Consider the following 16,737-nt stretch of genomic DNA (forward strand, 5'->3'; position numbering starts at 1 on the left):
TAATTTTAAGATTGTGGTTGATGGTCTTAAGTTACTATAAATAAGTGAGATATTATTCATCTACATAGACACCATTATCTGGTATGGTGTAGAAGTCTGCACCCATATGACTAGCATCTATATCAACATTTGTAAAAATGCGAGGTTTACCTCTAGCCTCTGTAGGTAGATTATTTTCAGTTTTATACCAGGTTAATTCTTCTGGTAGTAATAATCCATTTACTTCTTGCCATTTATTGTACTTAATAAAATGAAAATCGGTTGACTTAGAACCTTGTCCTCTAGTAACGGTATAAGCTAACCATTCCATTTTTTTAGATTCTGGATGGTAATATAAAATGTACTCATCGTCTGGTGAGTCGCCTACATTAGACTGATAAGCAATTTTAATTCCTGGATATGAGATTCCGTCTTTTTCTAAAGAAGCTGTTTCACTGTAAACTATACCATCATCTGCAAGTATGAATGGCATTGTATAGAAATAGAACATCAAATTGTGATAAAATCTTGCTCTGTTCTTAGGGTAATAAGTACTGTCTTGTGCAAGCCATACCTTACCATTATGTGAACCTATTTGATACTTTTCTGTCTCAATAACTACATCTCTAGTTTTTAAATCTGTAGTATGGACTTCATCACCATTTTCTTTGGGCATTTTAAATGTAAGGCTTTGCATAGCGCTCCATTGCGCAAGCCCACCGTGTGTGGCTAGGACATCTTGATATGCTTGAGGATATATAGATAAATCTATTTGCTCAACTGGTGCAATTTCTGTTTGAAGAGGTAATGCCTCTTTTTTGTTTTCACTCTTACAGGATATTAATAAAACACCTGCTAATAAGGTTAATAATATTTTTTTCATGTTGGAAAAGTATAAAAAGAGTATCACGATTATGTTAGGGTCATGGTAAAAAAATGTTAGAATAAGAATTTTAAAAACCGCCTTGCTTATCTTTAAGCACCAAAAAAAACATCCATGAACAAAGTTCTATCCTTTGCCATAATATTTTCTAGTTTCATAGGCTTTTGCCAGAGTCCGAAAGCGACTGCTGCAACTCAAGTTCAACAAGGCCTATTACAACACCAACAAATGGCGCAAAACTCGCCATTCAAGAATCTTGAATTTAAAAATGTAGGACCTACCGTAATGTCTGGTCGTGTAGTAGACGTCGATGTAAATCCTGTAGACCCTACAGAGATGCTGGTCGCTTATGCCAGCGGTGGATTGTGGTACACTGATAATAATGGAACGAGTTTTACTCCTATAATGGATAGTGCAGGAACGATTAACCTAGGTGATATCGCTGTAGATTGGACTGATAAAACAATATGGGCAGGAACCGGAGAAAATAACTCTAGTCGCAGTAGTTATGCCGGTATAGGTGTTTTAAAATCAACAGATTGGGGAAAAACATGGAGTCAACCTATGCTTACAGACTCACATCACATCGGACGTATTTTGATCAACCCGTCAAATGGTGATCATGTGATTGTTGCTGTGACAGGACCATTATATTCTACTAGTGACGCACGAGGAATTTACACGACTAAAAATGGCGGATCAAGCTGGGAAAAAACACTTTATGCAACAGACATGGCCGGCTTTATAGATTTAGCGCACAGCCCTAATAATTTTAATATTATGTATGCTGCTAGCTGGGAAAAAGACCGTAAAGCATGGAACTTTGATGGAGATGGCGATGCTAGTGCTATTTATAAAAGCACGGACGCTGGACAAACTTGGGAAAAAATCACCACAGAAAAAAGTGGTTTCCCAGTAGGATCTGGAGTTGGACGTATAGGACTTGCTGTATATGATGATAACACGGTATATGCGGTTCATGACTCACAATTCCGTAGAGATAAGGATGACAGTGGAAATAACGCTTTCGCGAAAGCGAACTCCAAAAATGACCTTTCAAAAGATGATTTCAAATCCATGTCCAAAGAAGCTTTCTTAAAACTCGATAACGATAAACTTAACAAGTTTTTGAAGAGAAATGGTTTCCAAGAAAAATACAGAGCAGACAATGTAAAAAACATGGTGCGCAGTGGCGATGCAACTCCACTAGATGTTGCAAAATATTTAGAAAACGCAAACACACAACTCTTTGACACACCAGTAAAAGGAGCTGAACTATACCGCAGTAATGATGGAGGGAAAACTTGGAAAAAAACTCATGAAGGCCAGATAGACGATGTGTTTTACAGCTATGGCTACTACTTTGCACAGGTAAGAGTAGATCCTAGTGATGTGAATCACGTTTATGTAATGGGAGTTCCTATCGTAAAATCTGATGATGGTGGTGCCAACTGGAAAAGTATCTCTCGTGAAAATGTACATGCCGATCATCACGCCCTATGGATCAATCCTAACAAACGTGGTCATCTTATTAATGGTAACGATGGTGGACTCAACATCTCTTATGACGATGGTGAAACGTGGATTAAGAACAACACGCCTAGTGTAGGTCAGTTTTATGCAATTAACTATGACTTGCAAAAACCATATCGCATCTATGGTGGTTTGCAGGATAATGGAGTTTGGGTAGGTGCTCATAACGCTCCTGAGGACAGAAGCTGGCACCAGCGCGGTCAGTACCCATGGGAAACTATTATGGGTGGTGATGGAATGCAAATCCAGATTGATTCACGTAATAGCGATATCGTTTATACAGGTTACCAATTTGGTAATTACTTCAGAATTAATCGTGGAACTGGTGACCGCAAATACATACAGCCTAAACATGAACTAGGTGAATCCCCTTATCGTTTTAACTGGCAAACACCTATTTTACTAAGCTCTCATAATCAAGATATATTATATCTAGGTGGTAATAAACTACATCGTTCTATGAACCAAGGTGATGATTGGACAGCAATTTCTCCTGACTTAACACAAGGTGGAAAAGAAGGAAATGTAGCTTATGGTACTTTAACAACCATTAGCGAATCACCATTCCAATTTGGTCTAATTTATACCGGATCAGATGATGGATTAGTGCAAGTTACTAAAGATGGTGGTGCCAACTGGCAAAAGTTAAATGGCGGCTGGCCAGCTAATCTTTGGGTGACAAGAGTGACAGCATCACAACATAAAAAAGGACGCGTTTATGCGACACTTAATGGGTATCGCATTGATGATTTTACACCTTACATATACATGAGTGAAGATTATGGGAAAACCTGGAACAACATTGGGTCGTCGATACCAACATCATCTGTAAATGTAATTATAGAACATCCTGAAAAAGAGAATATCCTTTTTACAGGAACTGATAACGCTACTTATATAAGCACAGACACAGGAAAAACATGGAACCTACTAACTGGCGGTATGCCACCAGTTGCTGTACACGATTTAAAAATCCAACCAAAAGAAAATCATTTACTGGTAGGAACACATGGTCGTTCTATTTACCTGGCAGATTTGGATGCCTTAGAAATTATAGGGAATAATTTCGCTTTTGCGAAAATTGATAAAACAAGAGCTTCTTCTCGTTACGGTAGTAAAGGATTTATGTGGAGTGAAGGACCAGAACCTTCTATAGAATTAGCTTTTTATAGTCCAGCAGCCGGAAAAGTAAAAATAGAAATCCTCAACGAAAACGGTAAAACGGTTCAAGAACTCACTACAATAGCAGACAAAGGCTTGAACTTCTATGAATATGATGGCTCTATTTCAAAATCTGGTATAAAGCGATTTAAAGACACACCTAAAACAGCAGATAATGGTAAGACCTATTTACCTGTTGGGAAATACACAGTAAAATTAAGTGGTGCAATGGGAAGCGTTGAGCAAGTTTTGGAAATGGTGGAGTAGATAGAATATTGAGCTAAGAATCTAGAATCTGTAGCTATATTTAAAGATTTTTTGAAATGTAGATTTCTTGATTTACATTTTAACACATCACTTTAAAGACAAGATTGATTTAAGATCTTATACGACAGGTGAAAATTAAACACTCACAAAATTCCAACACTACCTTAACAGATCCTACGTAAGGAAAAAGAGCCTATTACTACTATAGCATAAGTAAAGTAGTTCCAAAGCTATTAAGATTCAATCCAAATAAGACTGAGCAGACATGCTTTTATCTATAACGATTGAAAATCCAGTGGCTGAAAGTTATCTTTGCGTCAAACTAAAAAATTATACATGAGCGCATTAGTAAAATCTTCTATTGCTAGAAAGTGGATAATGGCACTTTCGGGTCTGTTTCTGGTTGTATTCCTAACACAGCATTTTGTCATAAACATTACGTCTGTAATAGCACCAGACACTTTTAATGAGTGGTCTCACTTCATGGGTTACAACCCATTAGTTCAATTTCTTGCACAACCTATACTCATAGGTGGATTAATTGTTCACTTTGTTATGGGAATAGCTCTTGAGATTAAAAACAATAAAGCACGTCCAGTTAAGTATTCAAAATATTCTGGTAATGCAAATTCAACATGGGTATCTCGTAATATGATTATTACCGGCCTTGTAGTTCTTGCTTTTTTAGGTTTACACATGTATGACTTCTGGGTTCATGAAATGACCGTTAAGTATATAGATGTTCAACCAGAAGATCCAACTCGCTATTTACATGAACTTAAAGAGAAGTTTGTAAGTCCTGTAAGAGTCGGGATTTATGTAGTTTCTTTTGTTTTACTAGCGATGCACTTATGGCATGGATTCAATAGTTCTTTCCAGTCTATGGGAGCAAAAGCAGTTAATAAAGGTGAAGGCTTGAAAAAAGCAACTTATGCATGGTCTGTATTAATACCTGCAGGTTTTATTTTCATCGCATTGTATCATCACTTTACTCACTAATAATAATAAATTATGTCAGTATTAGATTCTAAAGTACCTAAAGGACCACTTGCTGAAAAGTGGGTAAATCATAAAAATCACATTAACTTAGTTAACCCTGCAAATAAACGTAACATTGACGTTATCGTTGTAGGAACTGGACTTGCTGGTGGTAGTGCCGCTGCAACTCTAGCTGAGCTAGGATATAATGTTAAGACATTTTGTTATAACGATTCTCCACGTCGTGCACACTCAATTGCCGCACAAGGAGGAATTAATGCTGCCAAAAACTATCAAGGTGATGGAGATTCAAATTTCCGTTTATTCTATGATACTATTAAAGGTGGTGACTATAGATCTCGTGAAGCAAACGTTCACAGACTTGCAGAGGTTTCTTCAAATATTATCGACCAGTGTGTAGCACAAGGAGTTCCTTTTGCACGTGAATATGGTGGATTGTTAGACAACCGCTCTTTTGGTGGTGTTCTTGTTTCTAGAACTTTTTATGCAGCTGGACAAACAGGACAACAGTTATTATTAGGTGCATATTCTGCATTAAATAGACAAATTAACCGTGGTAAAGTAACACCATTTAACCGTCATGAGATGTTAGATCTTGTTAAGGTTGATGGTAAAGCTCGTGGAATTATCGCTCGTAACCTAGTTACCGGTGAGATAGAAAGACATGGAGCGCATGCTGTTGTAATCGCTTCTGGTGGTTATGGAAACGTATTTTTCCTTTCTACAAATGCTATGGGAAGTAACGTAATGGCTGCATGGAGAACACACCGTCGTGGTGCGCACTTTGCAAATCCTTGTTATACACAAATTCACCCTACTTGTATTCCTGTAAGTGGCGAGCATCAATCTAAACTGACCTTAATGTCAGAATCACTACGTAATGATGGACGTATCTGGGTTCCTAAAAATCTTGAAGATGCAAAAGCAATACGTGAAGGAAAATTAAGAGGTGTTGATCTTAAAGAGGAAGATAGAGATTATTACCTAGAGAGAAGATATCCAGCCTTTGGTAACTTAGTTCCTCGTGATGTTGCATCACGTGCAGCAAAAGAACGTTGTGATGCAGGTTATGGAGTAAACAAAACAGGTAACGCTGTTTATCTTGACTTTGCCGCTTCATTCCTTAGATATGGAAAAATAGAAGCTCTTACTAGCGGTCATAAAGATGCCAGCGAGGCAGAAATGATTGCCTTAGGTAAAAAAGTCATAGAAAAGAAATATGGTAACTTGTTTGATATGTATATGAACATTACAGATGAGAATCCTTATGAAGTACCTATGAAGATTTTCCCAGCTGTTCACTATACAATGGGTGGATTATGGGTAGATTATAACTTACAAACTACAGTACCAGGATGTTTTGCAGCTGGTGAAGCAAACTTCTCTGATCACGGTGCAAACCGTCTAGGAGCTAGTGCATTAATGCAAGGTCTAGCAGATGGTTACTTTGTATTACCATATACTATAGGTGATTATCTAGCTGACGAGATTAGAACAGGCCCAATCTCTACTGAAACGGCTGAGTTTGATCAAGCAGAAAAAGATACTCGAGCTAGAATCGAGAAATTAATGAATGGTGCTGGTGTACACTCTGTAGATTACTATCACAAAAAGCTAGGTTTAATCATGTGGAATAAATGTGGAATGTCTCGTAATGAAACAGACCTTAAATCTGCAATGGATGAAATAGCTGAGTTGAGAGCAGATTTCTGGAAAAACGTAAAAGTTCCTGGTAGTGCAGATACTAAGAATCAAGAACTAGAGAAAGCAGGTCGTGTTGCAGATTTCCTAGAATTAGGAGAGTTGTTTGCAAAAGATGCTTTAGATAGAAATGAAAGCTGTGGTGGTCACTTCCGTGAAGAGTACCAGACAGAAGAAGGTGAAGCACTGAGAGATGACGTAAATTATGCTTACGTATCTGCTTGGGAATATAATGAGAATCCACGTGACGCAAAATTACACAAGGAAAATCTAGTGTTTGAGAACGTAGAATTGAAAACTCGTTCTTATAAATAATTGAATTTTAAATGTTCCGCTTTCGCGAAAGCGTGACAAACTAAATATAAAAAGTATGAAACTTACTTTAAAAATATGGAGACAGGCTGGTCCTGAAGCCAAAGGAAAAATGGTTACTTATCCACTAGATGGTGTAGATGGTGATATGTCTTTCCTAGAAATGATGGATATCTTAAACGAAGAACTGGTTAATAAAGGTGAAGAACCTGTAGAATTTGACCATGACTGTCGTGAAGGTATCTGTGGATCTTGTAACATGATGATCAATGGACAACCTCATGGACCTCAAAAACTGACGACGACATGTCAATTGCACATGAGAAAGTTTAACGATGGTGATACTATTACTATTGAGCCATGGAGAGCTGCTGCGTTTCCTGTTATCAAAGATTTAATTGTAGATCGTTCTTCTTTTGATAGAATTCAACAAGCTGGTGCTTATGTGTCTGTAAATACCTCTGGTAATACTCAAGATGCTAACTCCATTCCTATTGAGAAAGCAAAAGCAGACGAGGCATTTCACTCGGCTACCTGTATAGGTTGTGGAGCTTGTGTTGCAGCATGTAAAAATGCTAGTGCGATGTTATTTACAAGCGCTAAAGTTTCTCAATACGCCTTATTACCACAAGGTGAAATTGAGGCTACAGATCGTGTTCAAAACATGGTTCGCCAGATGGATATTGAAGGATTCGGTAACTGTACAAATACAGGAGCTTGTATGATTGAATGTCCTAAAGGAATTAAGTTAGAAAATATCGCACGTATGAACAGCGAATATTTAAAAGCAAATATCTAGTAAGTAGTTAAAATACTTAAGTATTAAAAAACTCCATCTTTTAATAGATGGAGTTTTTTTAATTAATCTTGTTTCATAAATAAAGCTCCTAGTATATACTAGGAGCTTTATTTATATAAATCATGAAGTACTTATAGTCTAGAACAATACTTTATCTGTTAATAATAAGATACCATTTGAAGTTTGAATAGAAGTAAAGTCTTGGGAGCGGAATTTAACCACTTCACTAAAAGGACCTGTACTAAAAGTAATATCGCTTTGTGAATTCATAGAAGTTGAAACATCAGAACCTAGTGTTGAAATAACTAAACCGTCAGACAGCTCACTTACCTCATAGTTCTCTTGAAATGACAATTGAGTGCTTATCGCAAAGTTGATTGATTGAGCTATATTATTATTAGTATCACCTGCATTCAATCCTGCTAGAAAAGTGTCTACTGCAGCATTATCTGGAACGAAAACAGTAAGTTCTTGAGATAAACCAGATTGAAATTTAGATTCTAAAGTAGTAAAGGCCGTAGAAGCGTCTGCAGAAGCTTCTATTAAAGATTTGAAACTAGAGAATTCAAGGCATTCATTAATAAATGTTCTCGCAGTTGATAGCTCTACAATTTGATCAACAGAATGTACCACTCCATTTACAAACAACATATCTGGTGTGATTACAGGAACTCCATTAATCTTAAGACCATCATGATTAGAAATGATAGACATAACATGAGAAGAAGATTCAAAAGAAGTTTGAGCCATAGTCTCTACAAAAAGCTCTTCTACTGTATTTAAGTCACTAATTAAAAGCTCTGATTGAATCACATGATTTTTAAGCAACTGAGCTAGCTCATCTTGAGGAATTTGATTAATACTAGTCATTCCATTTTGAGAAAGATAATTTTCAAAAGCAACATTTGTAGGAGCAAATAAGGTAATGTTTTCTTGATGTGCTAACCAGTCTTGTATTTCACTACCCAATATAGCATCATTGAATATAGTGTAATTAGAGTCGCTACCTACATAGTCTGCAATTTTTTGAGGAACCTCTTCTTGATAAAGGTCTGAATTAGTTAGTTCGTCTCCACTACAGGAAACAAAGAAAGCGGCGATTAAAGATAATTTTAAAAGTAAAGTAAAGTTTTTCATGATCTTATTGTTAATTGGTGTTATCCAAAATTAGCGCTTCAACCAGTTATTTTGAGTTTAATCGAACGTAAATCGTTGAAAGTCACTGCCAAAGTTTTCCTAATCGATCTATACAAATCACCATAAAACACAGTATAACAATGCTTTAGCATCCGTCAAACTAGTATTATCATGTAATCGTTGTATTACGCATTTCGTCGATTTTATGTCTTGTTAACGATTTATTTTGTGTTTTAACAGATTTTAAAGTGAAATGGATTAAATTTGCACGCCGTTACTGACAATTAACAGTTAATTCACAGTTAGATTAACAAATGTTAAAATCACCCTTTTGTATTTTAACTATATTAGAGTATGCTGAACTCTAAACTACCCAATACTAAAGATTCTATATTCTCCATTATGAGCAACTTAGCTCATAAAAACAATGCTTTAAATTTATCTCAAGGCTTTCCTAGCTTCCCTGTTGACACTATTTTAAAGGATTATCATACCGCAGCAATTGAAAATAATTACAATCAATATGCTCCTATGGCAGGAGTGACTTTTTTAAGAGAATCAATATCTCTTAAAATGTTGAAACTTCATCAAGCTAACTACCATCCAGGTAATGAAATATGTATAACTGCCGGTGCTACTCAGGCCATATTCACTGCAATACAGGCAATAATTCACTCGGGTGACGAGGTAATAGTCTTTACACCAGCATATGACTCTTATGTACCTGCGATACAAATGGCCGGTGGTATTGCGGTAGAAATACCTATGAAATTACCCGATTTCAATATAGACTGGCAAAAAGTAATTGATCATATAAATGATAAAACTGCGATGATAATGATTAACTCACCACATAATCCTAGTGGTAAGATGTTAAATCATGATGATATGATACAATTAGAACGTCTAGCGGTTCAACATAACTTAATTGTATTAAGCGATGAGGTATATGAACATATTACTTTTGATAATAACGCACATTTAAGTGCCGCAAGGTATCCTGAACTTAAAAAGCGTAGTTTTATCACAGCTAGTTTTGGTAAAACATTTCATGTCACAGGTTGGAAAACAGGCTATTGTCTCGCTCCAGCATATTTAATGAAAGAATTCTATAAAGTCCATCAATACCTTGTGTTCAGTATTAATCATCCTGCACAAATTGCAATAGCCAATTATATACAAGAAGAAAGCAGATATCTTGAATTAGCATCATTCTATCAACGTAAAAGAGATTTGTTTTTAAATTCGATTAAAGACAGTAAATTTTCATTTGACGCTTCCCAAGGAACGTATTTTCAATTATTAGATTATGCTTCCATTACTGATGAAAATGATGTCACTTTTGCTAGAAGGTTAACCATTGACTACAAAATTGCTGCGATACCTATATCCGTCTTTATGAATGGTACTGACCCAAAAATGCTACGATTTTGCTTTGCTAAAGAAGACCATGAAATCATAAAAGCCGCTCAAATTTTAAATAGTCTATAATTCGGTTCTTATAAATTAGCAACTATTTTTACAAAAGATAAATTGATTAATGAAATCTAAAGAAGATATAAGAGTAAGTTTAATACAAACACATTTAGTCTGGGAAAACCCTAAGGCTAATCTTGTCGAATTTTCGCGAAAGCTTGAACAACTATATGGCATCACAGATCTAGTCATTCTACCTGAAATGTTTACGACTGGCTTTTCTATGCATCCTGAAGAACTAGCCAGTGATGAAAAGATTTATAAGCACCTTAAAGCTCATGCAAAAAAAGGTGGTTTTGCCATCTATGGTAGTGTCATGTTTCAAGAAGGAAATAGGTATGTAAATCGCGGCATTTTTATGCGCCCTAATGGCACCTACACTTTATATGATAAAAAACACCGATTTACACTCGCTGGTGAACAAAAAGTATACGACAGTGGGAAACAGCCTGTTATTGCCGACTATCTGGGATGGAAATTTAATTTACAGATATGTTATGATTTAAGGTTTCCTGTGTTTGCTAGAAATACACAAGATTATGATGTGCTTATCTATGTCGCAAACTGGCCAGTTCCTAGAGTTAATGCATGGGATGCACTTTTAAAGGCTAGAGCAATTGAAAACATGTGCTATGCAATAGGTGTTAACCGCACTGGTGTTGATGGCAGTGGTATGGATTACAATGGTCATTCCCAAGTTTACAATGTTTTAGGAGAAGAGTCTATTGAACATCCATGGGAAAACCAAAATATTAAAACAGTTCTACTTAAAAAAGAGCACGTTTTAAAGTTGAGGTCTAAATTGAGATTTCTAGAAGATAGAGATCCGTTTACTTTAATATAACCGTTTCACGCACATCCCAGTTTGCTTGTAACGTAATTACTTCTGGCAAATAAACAACAGTTTCTGGCTGTAATCCTTTTAGAAAATTACCCGTATCGTATCTTCCATTTGCATTGTCATCATAAATGACACGAATTAAATAACTTCCTGGATCCAAATTCTCAAAGGCATATACTCCATTGTCAATAGCTATTTGCTCATTGATCACGGTTAAATCTTCCTTTACTATTTGAACAATTGCTGGCCATTGAGTACCAGATGAAAGGGTGATTTCCATATTTCCGTAATCAGATGTTGACCTTGTAGTGCCATTAAAAGCTAAAGTATCGGTAGTCTCGCCATAAAAGTCAATTATTGCACCTGGTAAGACATCTACCTTATAACGTTGCATTTCATTTTTCTCAAAATTTATTGTCAATTCGTTTTTTAATACATCTAATTGAGCGTCAAATTCAATGGCTATAGAGTCTTTATCTATAACCTTAAACTTAGAAAGGTCAAAAGATTCTATAGGTGTACTCGCGGTAAGGACTAATGGATTAGATAATGACAAATCTTTTTGTTTTTTAACAATTAGACTATCTACAAATCGTTCTTTAATTAAAACTCGTTTTGAGTCTTCAAATTCTTTATACTTTACATCTAAAAAGACACTATCCCTATCAATCTCTGGCTGAAACCAAAATTGTAACGTATCTGATTTTTCTAATTTTGTAATTCTAGTTTTAGTAAAAAGGTCCTTTTCTTGAGATTTAACATTTAGAGAATCTAACCTACCTGTATATGCTACATACAACTTAGTTTTACCTTCGTGAGTAATTTTTTTAACGCTAGGATCTAGTTCTGGTTGAAACATTTTTAATTCATAAACCTCATCACTAGGTACAGTAACAGCCTTTGTCACATAACCTATTTTATCAGTACGCGGATTGAATTTTAGGTCACTATTTTCTTCTTTAACTCCTACTAGTCGGTATTCACCAGCAGCAAGATTCTCCATGGTAAAGGTTTTTAAACTATCCAATGTATTTAATACGTACAACGGCGGTCCTTTAAAAACCAACGAATCCGTATACTCTTCATCCATTTTATAGAGTAATACATTAACAAAGTCGTCTGCTTTATAATTGAAGGCATCTGTTATTTTACCATTAAGCTGTAGAGAATCAATATAAGTTCCCGTGCTGAAAACATATCTAAAAAACGGATATGGATTTGATTCATTATTATCGACTATACTCTGCCCAAAATTGAGCGTATAAGTTGTATTAGGCGCTAGTGTATCTGTAATGGTAATGGTCATTTTTTTAGACGCGCTACCTTGCGGTGTTACTATAGGTCGGTTCTTAAGAGGTGGAGAAACAACTAACTGTTTTTGTAAATCTTGTAATTTGATATATTCATCAAAAGTTATTTCAATCTCTTGAGCCTTGAAATTAACACTATAATTATCGGGATAAGCACGTAAGATGACAGGTGGTTCCTCATCTATAGGTCCACCGGTAGGGTTACCACGTTTTGCACATTGAACCAATAAAATGGTAATGGATAAAACTAACGCTATATTTAAAATGGTCTTTTTCACAGTATAGTATAACGACTGCAAGGTACTATGATTATGTAAAAGATAGAAAAGTTTTATGAATTACACTTACAAGGCAGTTTATACTGATATTGCCATTGTGGCTATAGAGATCTTTATATCAGAAATACTTAATAACGCTCTAGCACACAAAACTAATGTCGTACCTGTGGTAATGACATCATCAACTATTAAGACATGTGTGCCTTGAGGTAAGGATCCTACAAGTTGATATGGATTATTAGATTCATCACTACGTTGCGTTTGATTCAATCGTGCTTGATTAATTGTATTTTTAGTTTTCACTAAAATGTCATCGCGATAACTTGCATTTAAAATTTGTGCAAGCTCATTTCCAAATCCAGCGACCTGATTATAGCCACGTTTTTTAAGCCGTTTAGGATGAACTGGCACAGGTACTACTACATCTACATCCATAAAAAGATCGCATTCAATTAATTCTTGTCCTAGCCAAGAGCCTATAAAACTGCTTATTTCTTCTTTTTTACGATACTTTAATTGATGAATCATTTGCTGTACTGCACCTATTTTTTCATAATAAAATAAGCTTGTAACATGTTGGACATCGATACGAGTATAAAAAAGTTCGCGCATTTTTTCATCACTTGTTTTATGAAAATTAGTTAATGGCAAATGCGTACGGCATGAGGTACAAAGCAAGTTCTCACCAGTAGTAAGAACGCTCTCACAACCTACACACAACTCTGGATAGAGTAAGTTAAAGAAATCATATATCCAGCGCTTCATATATATTATTTAGTACGTTTATAGCGTTAAAAGACTAAAGATAACATTATGGGAACTCAAAAAGACAACCGTTTATTAAAGATATTACTAGGACTAGCAGTCCTATTGTTAATAATCTTAGGAAGTTACACCTACAGAGCACATCATAAAAACGAGGCTATCACTACTCAATTAGGAATTGAAAAAACAGAGATTGAAAAAGCACTCGATAACATCGAAAAAGAATATTTAATAGAAATCGAAAAAGGAACTGCAATCACTAGCGACCTAGAAGCTGCTAAAGAACGCATCACTAGACTTAAAGACTCTGTAAACAGATTAGAACCTAATGTAGCCATACTTGCTAGACTGCGTAAAGAATTAGTAAAAATAAAAGACGAGCGTGAGGTTCTTGCGGCACGTGTTTATGTACTTGAACGAGAAAACGAGACTCTAGTTCGTGTTAAAGACAGCACTTTACAAGTACTTAATGAAGAAATCATCGCTAGCACTAATAAATCAACACAAATTGACAACCTTAATGAAAGCATGGCAAAAGCAGCCACTCTTTTACCTACTAACTTTAAGACAAAAGGAGTTATTATAAGAAGTAGCGGGAAAGAAATAGAAAACGATCGTGCGCGACGTGTAGATGATTTAAAAGTATGCTTTACACTACCTCAAAATGCACTTGCACCTACTGGTGTTCAGTCTTTTTACTTGCAAGTGATTAACCCAGATAACAATGTGTTAGGACTCAAGAAAAAGCAACAATTTGAAGATCAAGAATTAACGTATTCTAAGGTAGTTTCTTTTAATTACAAAGGCCAAGAACTTGATATTTGTGAACTTGTTCAATCCAACGAGGATGACATCGTTAAAGGAACATATCGCATCAATCTATATAATGGTGGTATAAGAGTCAGTAGTTCAGAACTGGCACTTAGATAAACACTTATACAAATAATTATTTAAACACGCTTTAGGGCGTGTTTTTTATTTTACGCTTTCGCGAAAGCGAAATAAACAAAATCATATCGTTGCAAAGAGCCTTTTTTTTACATTTGCAGCTATGGCAAAGAACAACGATCAAGATCAGTTTAAAAAAGTACTCTCACATGCAAAAGAGTACGGGTATGTTTTTCAATCAAGCGAAATCTATGATGGATTAAGCGCTGTTTACGACTATGGTCAAAACGGTGTAGAGTTAAAGAAAAACATCAGAGAATACTGGTGGCAAGCGATGACGCAATTAAACCAAGACATCGTAGGTATAGATGCAGCTATTTTTATGCATCCTACGACATGGAAAGCCTCTGGTCACGTAGATGCTTTTAATGATCCGTTGATTGATAATAAAGACTCTAAAAAACGCTATCGTGCAGATGTGTTAATAGAAGACTATTGTGAAAAAAATCTTCAAAAAGCCAATAAAGAAATAGCAAAAGCTGCTAAAAGATTTGGTGAAGATTTTGATGCAGATATGTATCGCCAGACTAATCCACGTGTGATGGGTTACATGAAGAAAGCTACTGAACCTACTGCAAGACTTGCTACTCTTTTAGAGGCTGAAGATCTTGCTGGTGTAAAAGCACTTATAGAAGAACTTGAAATCGCAGATCCAGATACAGGTTCTAAAAACTGGACAGATGTGCGCCAGTTCAACCTTATGTTTGGTACTAAAATAGGTGCCAGTGCAGATACTGCTACAGATCTATATTTAAGACCAGAAACAGCTCAAGGTATTTTTGTAAACTTTCTAAATGTTCAAAAAACTGGTCGTATGAAGATTCCTTTCGGAATAGCACAAACCGGTAAAGCGTTTAGAAACGAGATTGTTGCACGTCAATTCATTTTCCGTCAGCGTGAATTTGAACAAATGGAGATGCAATATTTTGTAAAACCAGGAACAGAACTTGAATGGTTTGAAATCTGGAAAGAACGTCGTATGGCATGGCACAACTCACTAGGAATGGGTCAAGAAAATTACCGTTTTCATGACCATGAGAAACTAGCACATTATGCAAACGCTGCAACAGACATCGAATTTGACTTCCCATTTGGTTTTAAAGAATTGGAAGGTATTCATTCTCGTACAGACTTTGACCTTAAAGCACATGAAGAGCATAGTGGTAAAAAACTACAATTCTTTGACCATGAAGAAAATAAAAGTTACGTGCCTTATGTACTGGAAACGTCGATAGGTTTAGACAGAATGTTTCTAGCTGTATTCTCTAATTCTTTACAAGAAGAAAAATTAGATGGTGGTGGCGAGCGCACAGTCCTTAAATTACCTGCAGTTCTTGCACCAGTTAAAGCGGCCATTTTACCATTATTAAAGAAAGACGGATTACCAGAAATCGCAAACGAAATTATAGACGAACTAAAGTGGTCTATGAAAGTTGCTTATGAAGAAAAGGACTCTATAGGTAAGCGTTATGCACGTCACGATTTGAACGGTACACCGTATTGTGTAACCATAGATCACGATACTAAAGAAGATCATGCAGTTACCGTTAGAGATCGCGACACGATGACTCAAGAACGTATTGCTATTAAAGATTTAAAATCTTATATAGAAAAACGTGTGAGTATGAGCGAGTGGTTGAAAAAGATATAATCTGGTAGACTGATAGATGATGGATAGGTTTTAACTTTAATCTTTTATCAATGAGCTTTATACAGCTCTAAAGAATTTAATTAAAAAAAACACCGTGACTAAATAGTCACGGTGTTTTTCTAATATAACTCTTTTCAAAAGTATAAAATTCAATTAAGGTATTACAGCGTCAATAACAACACACAATTCACCTTCCAGTCCTCCTACTGTGACTACATCAAAACGGAATTCATCACCTACAGCTGTTCCTGCACGCTGACATGTTACAGTCACGGCATAATTTGTACCATTTATACCCAATGTACCTGGCCCTACAGCATTTAAGGTAACTGCATCTGTTAGCAACCATATATTACCAGGATTAGATGTCTCATACACCTCAACAGCAGCTACACCAGGTCCACCATTATTAGGAAAAAGCTCTGTTTGTAATTGAGCTTCAGGTATTAGTGTTTGTGTACTACCATCGTCAAAGGTTAGTCCTTCATAATTACATTGGTTTTGATTGTCTGCCATACCATCATCATTATCACAACTTAAAAATAAGATGGACATAAAAAATAATAGTGAGGCTTTAACTAGGTACTTCATAATAATCGATTTTAGTTGTTACTACTAGATTAGGTATTAAAAATAGCCATCCTATTACACGAATTATATAATCAATTGACGTAAAGCTGTTTTCACTCTATGAAAT

The 16,737-nt window shown here is 35.7% G+C and carries 13 protein-coding genes; 8 read left to right on the forward strand and 5 right to left on the reverse strand.

Annotated elements, in window-relative coordinates; translation table 11 throughout:
* Positions 1 to 52 precede the first annotated feature (52 nt).
* Complete coding sequence (locus IL45_RS09380) at positions 53 to 862, reverse strand: DUF6503 family protein (protein ID WP_036583160.1); 810 nt, start codon at positions 860 to 862, stop codon at positions 53 to 55.
* A 114-nt stretch (positions 863 to 976) separates the two neighbouring features.
* On the opposite strand from IL45_RS09380, the gene IL45_RS09385 reads away from it, so the two are divergent.
* From IL45_RS09385 to IL45_RS09400, 4 genes are all read left to right on the forward strand, one after another.
* Positions 977 to 3,823, forward strand: coding sequence for a WD40/YVTN/BNR-like repeat-containing protein (locus IL45_RS09385; RefSeq protein ID WP_036583163.1), 2,847 nt, complete (start codon positions 977 to 979; stop codon positions 3,821 to 3,823).
* 336 nt (positions 3,824 to 4,159) lie between these two features.
* Positions 4,160 to 4,822 carry a succinate dehydrogenase cytochrome b subunit gene (locus tag IL45_RS09390; RefSeq protein WP_036583165.1) on the forward strand — a complete coding sequence of 221 codons (663 nt, stop codon included), beginning with the start codon at positions 4,160 to 4,162 and terminating at the stop codon, positions 4,820 to 4,822.
* A gap of 12 nt (positions 4,823 to 4,834) precedes the next feature.
* Complete coding sequence (locus tag IL45_RS09395; protein ID WP_036583167.1) at positions 4,835 to 6,838, forward strand: fumarate reductase/succinate dehydrogenase flavoprotein subunit; 2,004 nt, start codon at positions 4,835 to 4,837, stop codon at positions 6,836 to 6,838.
* A 55-nt stretch (positions 6,839 to 6,893) separates the two neighbouring features.
* Entirely contained in the window at positions 6,894 to 7,634 is a 741-nt protein-coding gene (locus IL45_RS09400; protein ID WP_036583169.1) for a succinate dehydrogenase/fumarate reductase iron-sulfur subunit, read from the forward strand.
* Positions 7,635 to 7,772: 138 nt separating this feature from the next.
* On the opposite strand, the gene IL45_RS09405 is transcribed toward IL45_RS09400, so the two are convergent.
* A complete protein-coding gene (locus IL45_RS09405) occupies positions 7,773 to 8,771 on the reverse strand; it encodes a fasciclin domain-containing protein (protein ID WP_036583171.1) in 999 nt (332 codons plus the stop codon).
* 354 nt (positions 8,772 to 9,125) lie between these two features.
* Between IL45_RS09405 and IL45_RS09410 the strand changes: the two genes are divergently transcribed.
* Together IL45_RS09410 and IL45_RS09415 are read left to right on the forward strand one after the other, a co-directional pair.
* On the forward strand, positions 9,126 to 10,262 hold the full coding sequence (locus tag IL45_RS09410; protein ID WP_036583177.1) for a methionine aminotransferase: 1,137 nt from the start codon (positions 9,126 to 9,128) through the stop codon (positions 10,260 to 10,262).
* A 49-nt stretch (positions 10,263 to 10,311) separates the two neighbouring features.
* Complete coding sequence (locus IL45_RS09415; protein WP_036583178.1) at positions 10,312 to 11,091, forward strand: nitrilase family protein; 780 nt, start codon at positions 10,312 to 10,314, stop codon at positions 11,089 to 11,091.
* Here the strand turns inward: IL45_RS09415 and IL45_RS09420 are convergent.
* Positions 11,078 to 12,676: an Ig-like domain-containing protein gene (locus tag IL45_RS09420; RefSeq protein WP_036583179.1), complete on the reverse strand. Its 1,599-nt coding sequence runs from the start codon at positions 12,674 to 12,676 to the stop codon at positions 11,078 to 11,080. The genes IL45_RS09415 and IL45_RS09420 overlap by 14 nt on opposite strands.
* Positions 12,677 to 12,754: 78 nt before the next feature.
* A complete protein-coding gene (locus IL45_RS09425) occupies positions 12,755 to 13,441 on the reverse strand; it encodes a ComF family protein (RefSeq protein ID WP_036583180.1) in 687 nt (228 codons plus the stop codon).
* Positions 13,442 to 13,489: 48 nt separating this feature from the next.
* Between IL45_RS09425 and IL45_RS09430 the strand changes: the two genes are divergently transcribed.
* Both IL45_RS09430 and IL45_RS09435 read left to right on the forward strand, forming a co-directional pair.
* A complete protein-coding gene (locus IL45_RS09430; protein WP_036583181.1) occupies positions 13,490 to 14,371 on the forward strand; it encodes a hypothetical protein in 882 nt (293 codons plus the stop codon).
* A 121-nt stretch (positions 14,372 to 14,492) separates the two neighbouring features.
* Positions 14,493 to 16,040: a glycine--tRNA ligase gene (locus IL45_RS09435; RefSeq protein ID WP_036583182.1), complete on the forward strand. Its 1,548-nt coding sequence runs from the start codon at positions 14,493 to 14,495 to the stop codon at positions 16,038 to 16,040.
* A 153-nt stretch (positions 16,041 to 16,193) separates the two neighbouring features.
* Here IL45_RS09435 and IL45_RS09440 read toward each other — a convergent pair whose 3' ends face one another.
* The gene (locus IL45_RS09440) at positions 16,194 to 16,631 is read right to left on the reverse strand and encodes a hypothetical protein (RefSeq protein WP_036583183.1); all 438 of its coding nucleotides are present in this window, start codon (positions 16,629 to 16,631) and stop codon (positions 16,194 to 16,196) included.
* Positions 16,632 to 16,737: the final 106 nt, after the last annotated feature.

Source organism: Nonlabens ulvanivorans (assembly GCF_000732625.1).
GTDB classification, from domain to species: domain Bacteria; phylum Bacteroidota; class Bacteroidia; order Flavobacteriales; family Flavobacteriaceae; genus Nonlabens; species Nonlabens ulvanivorans.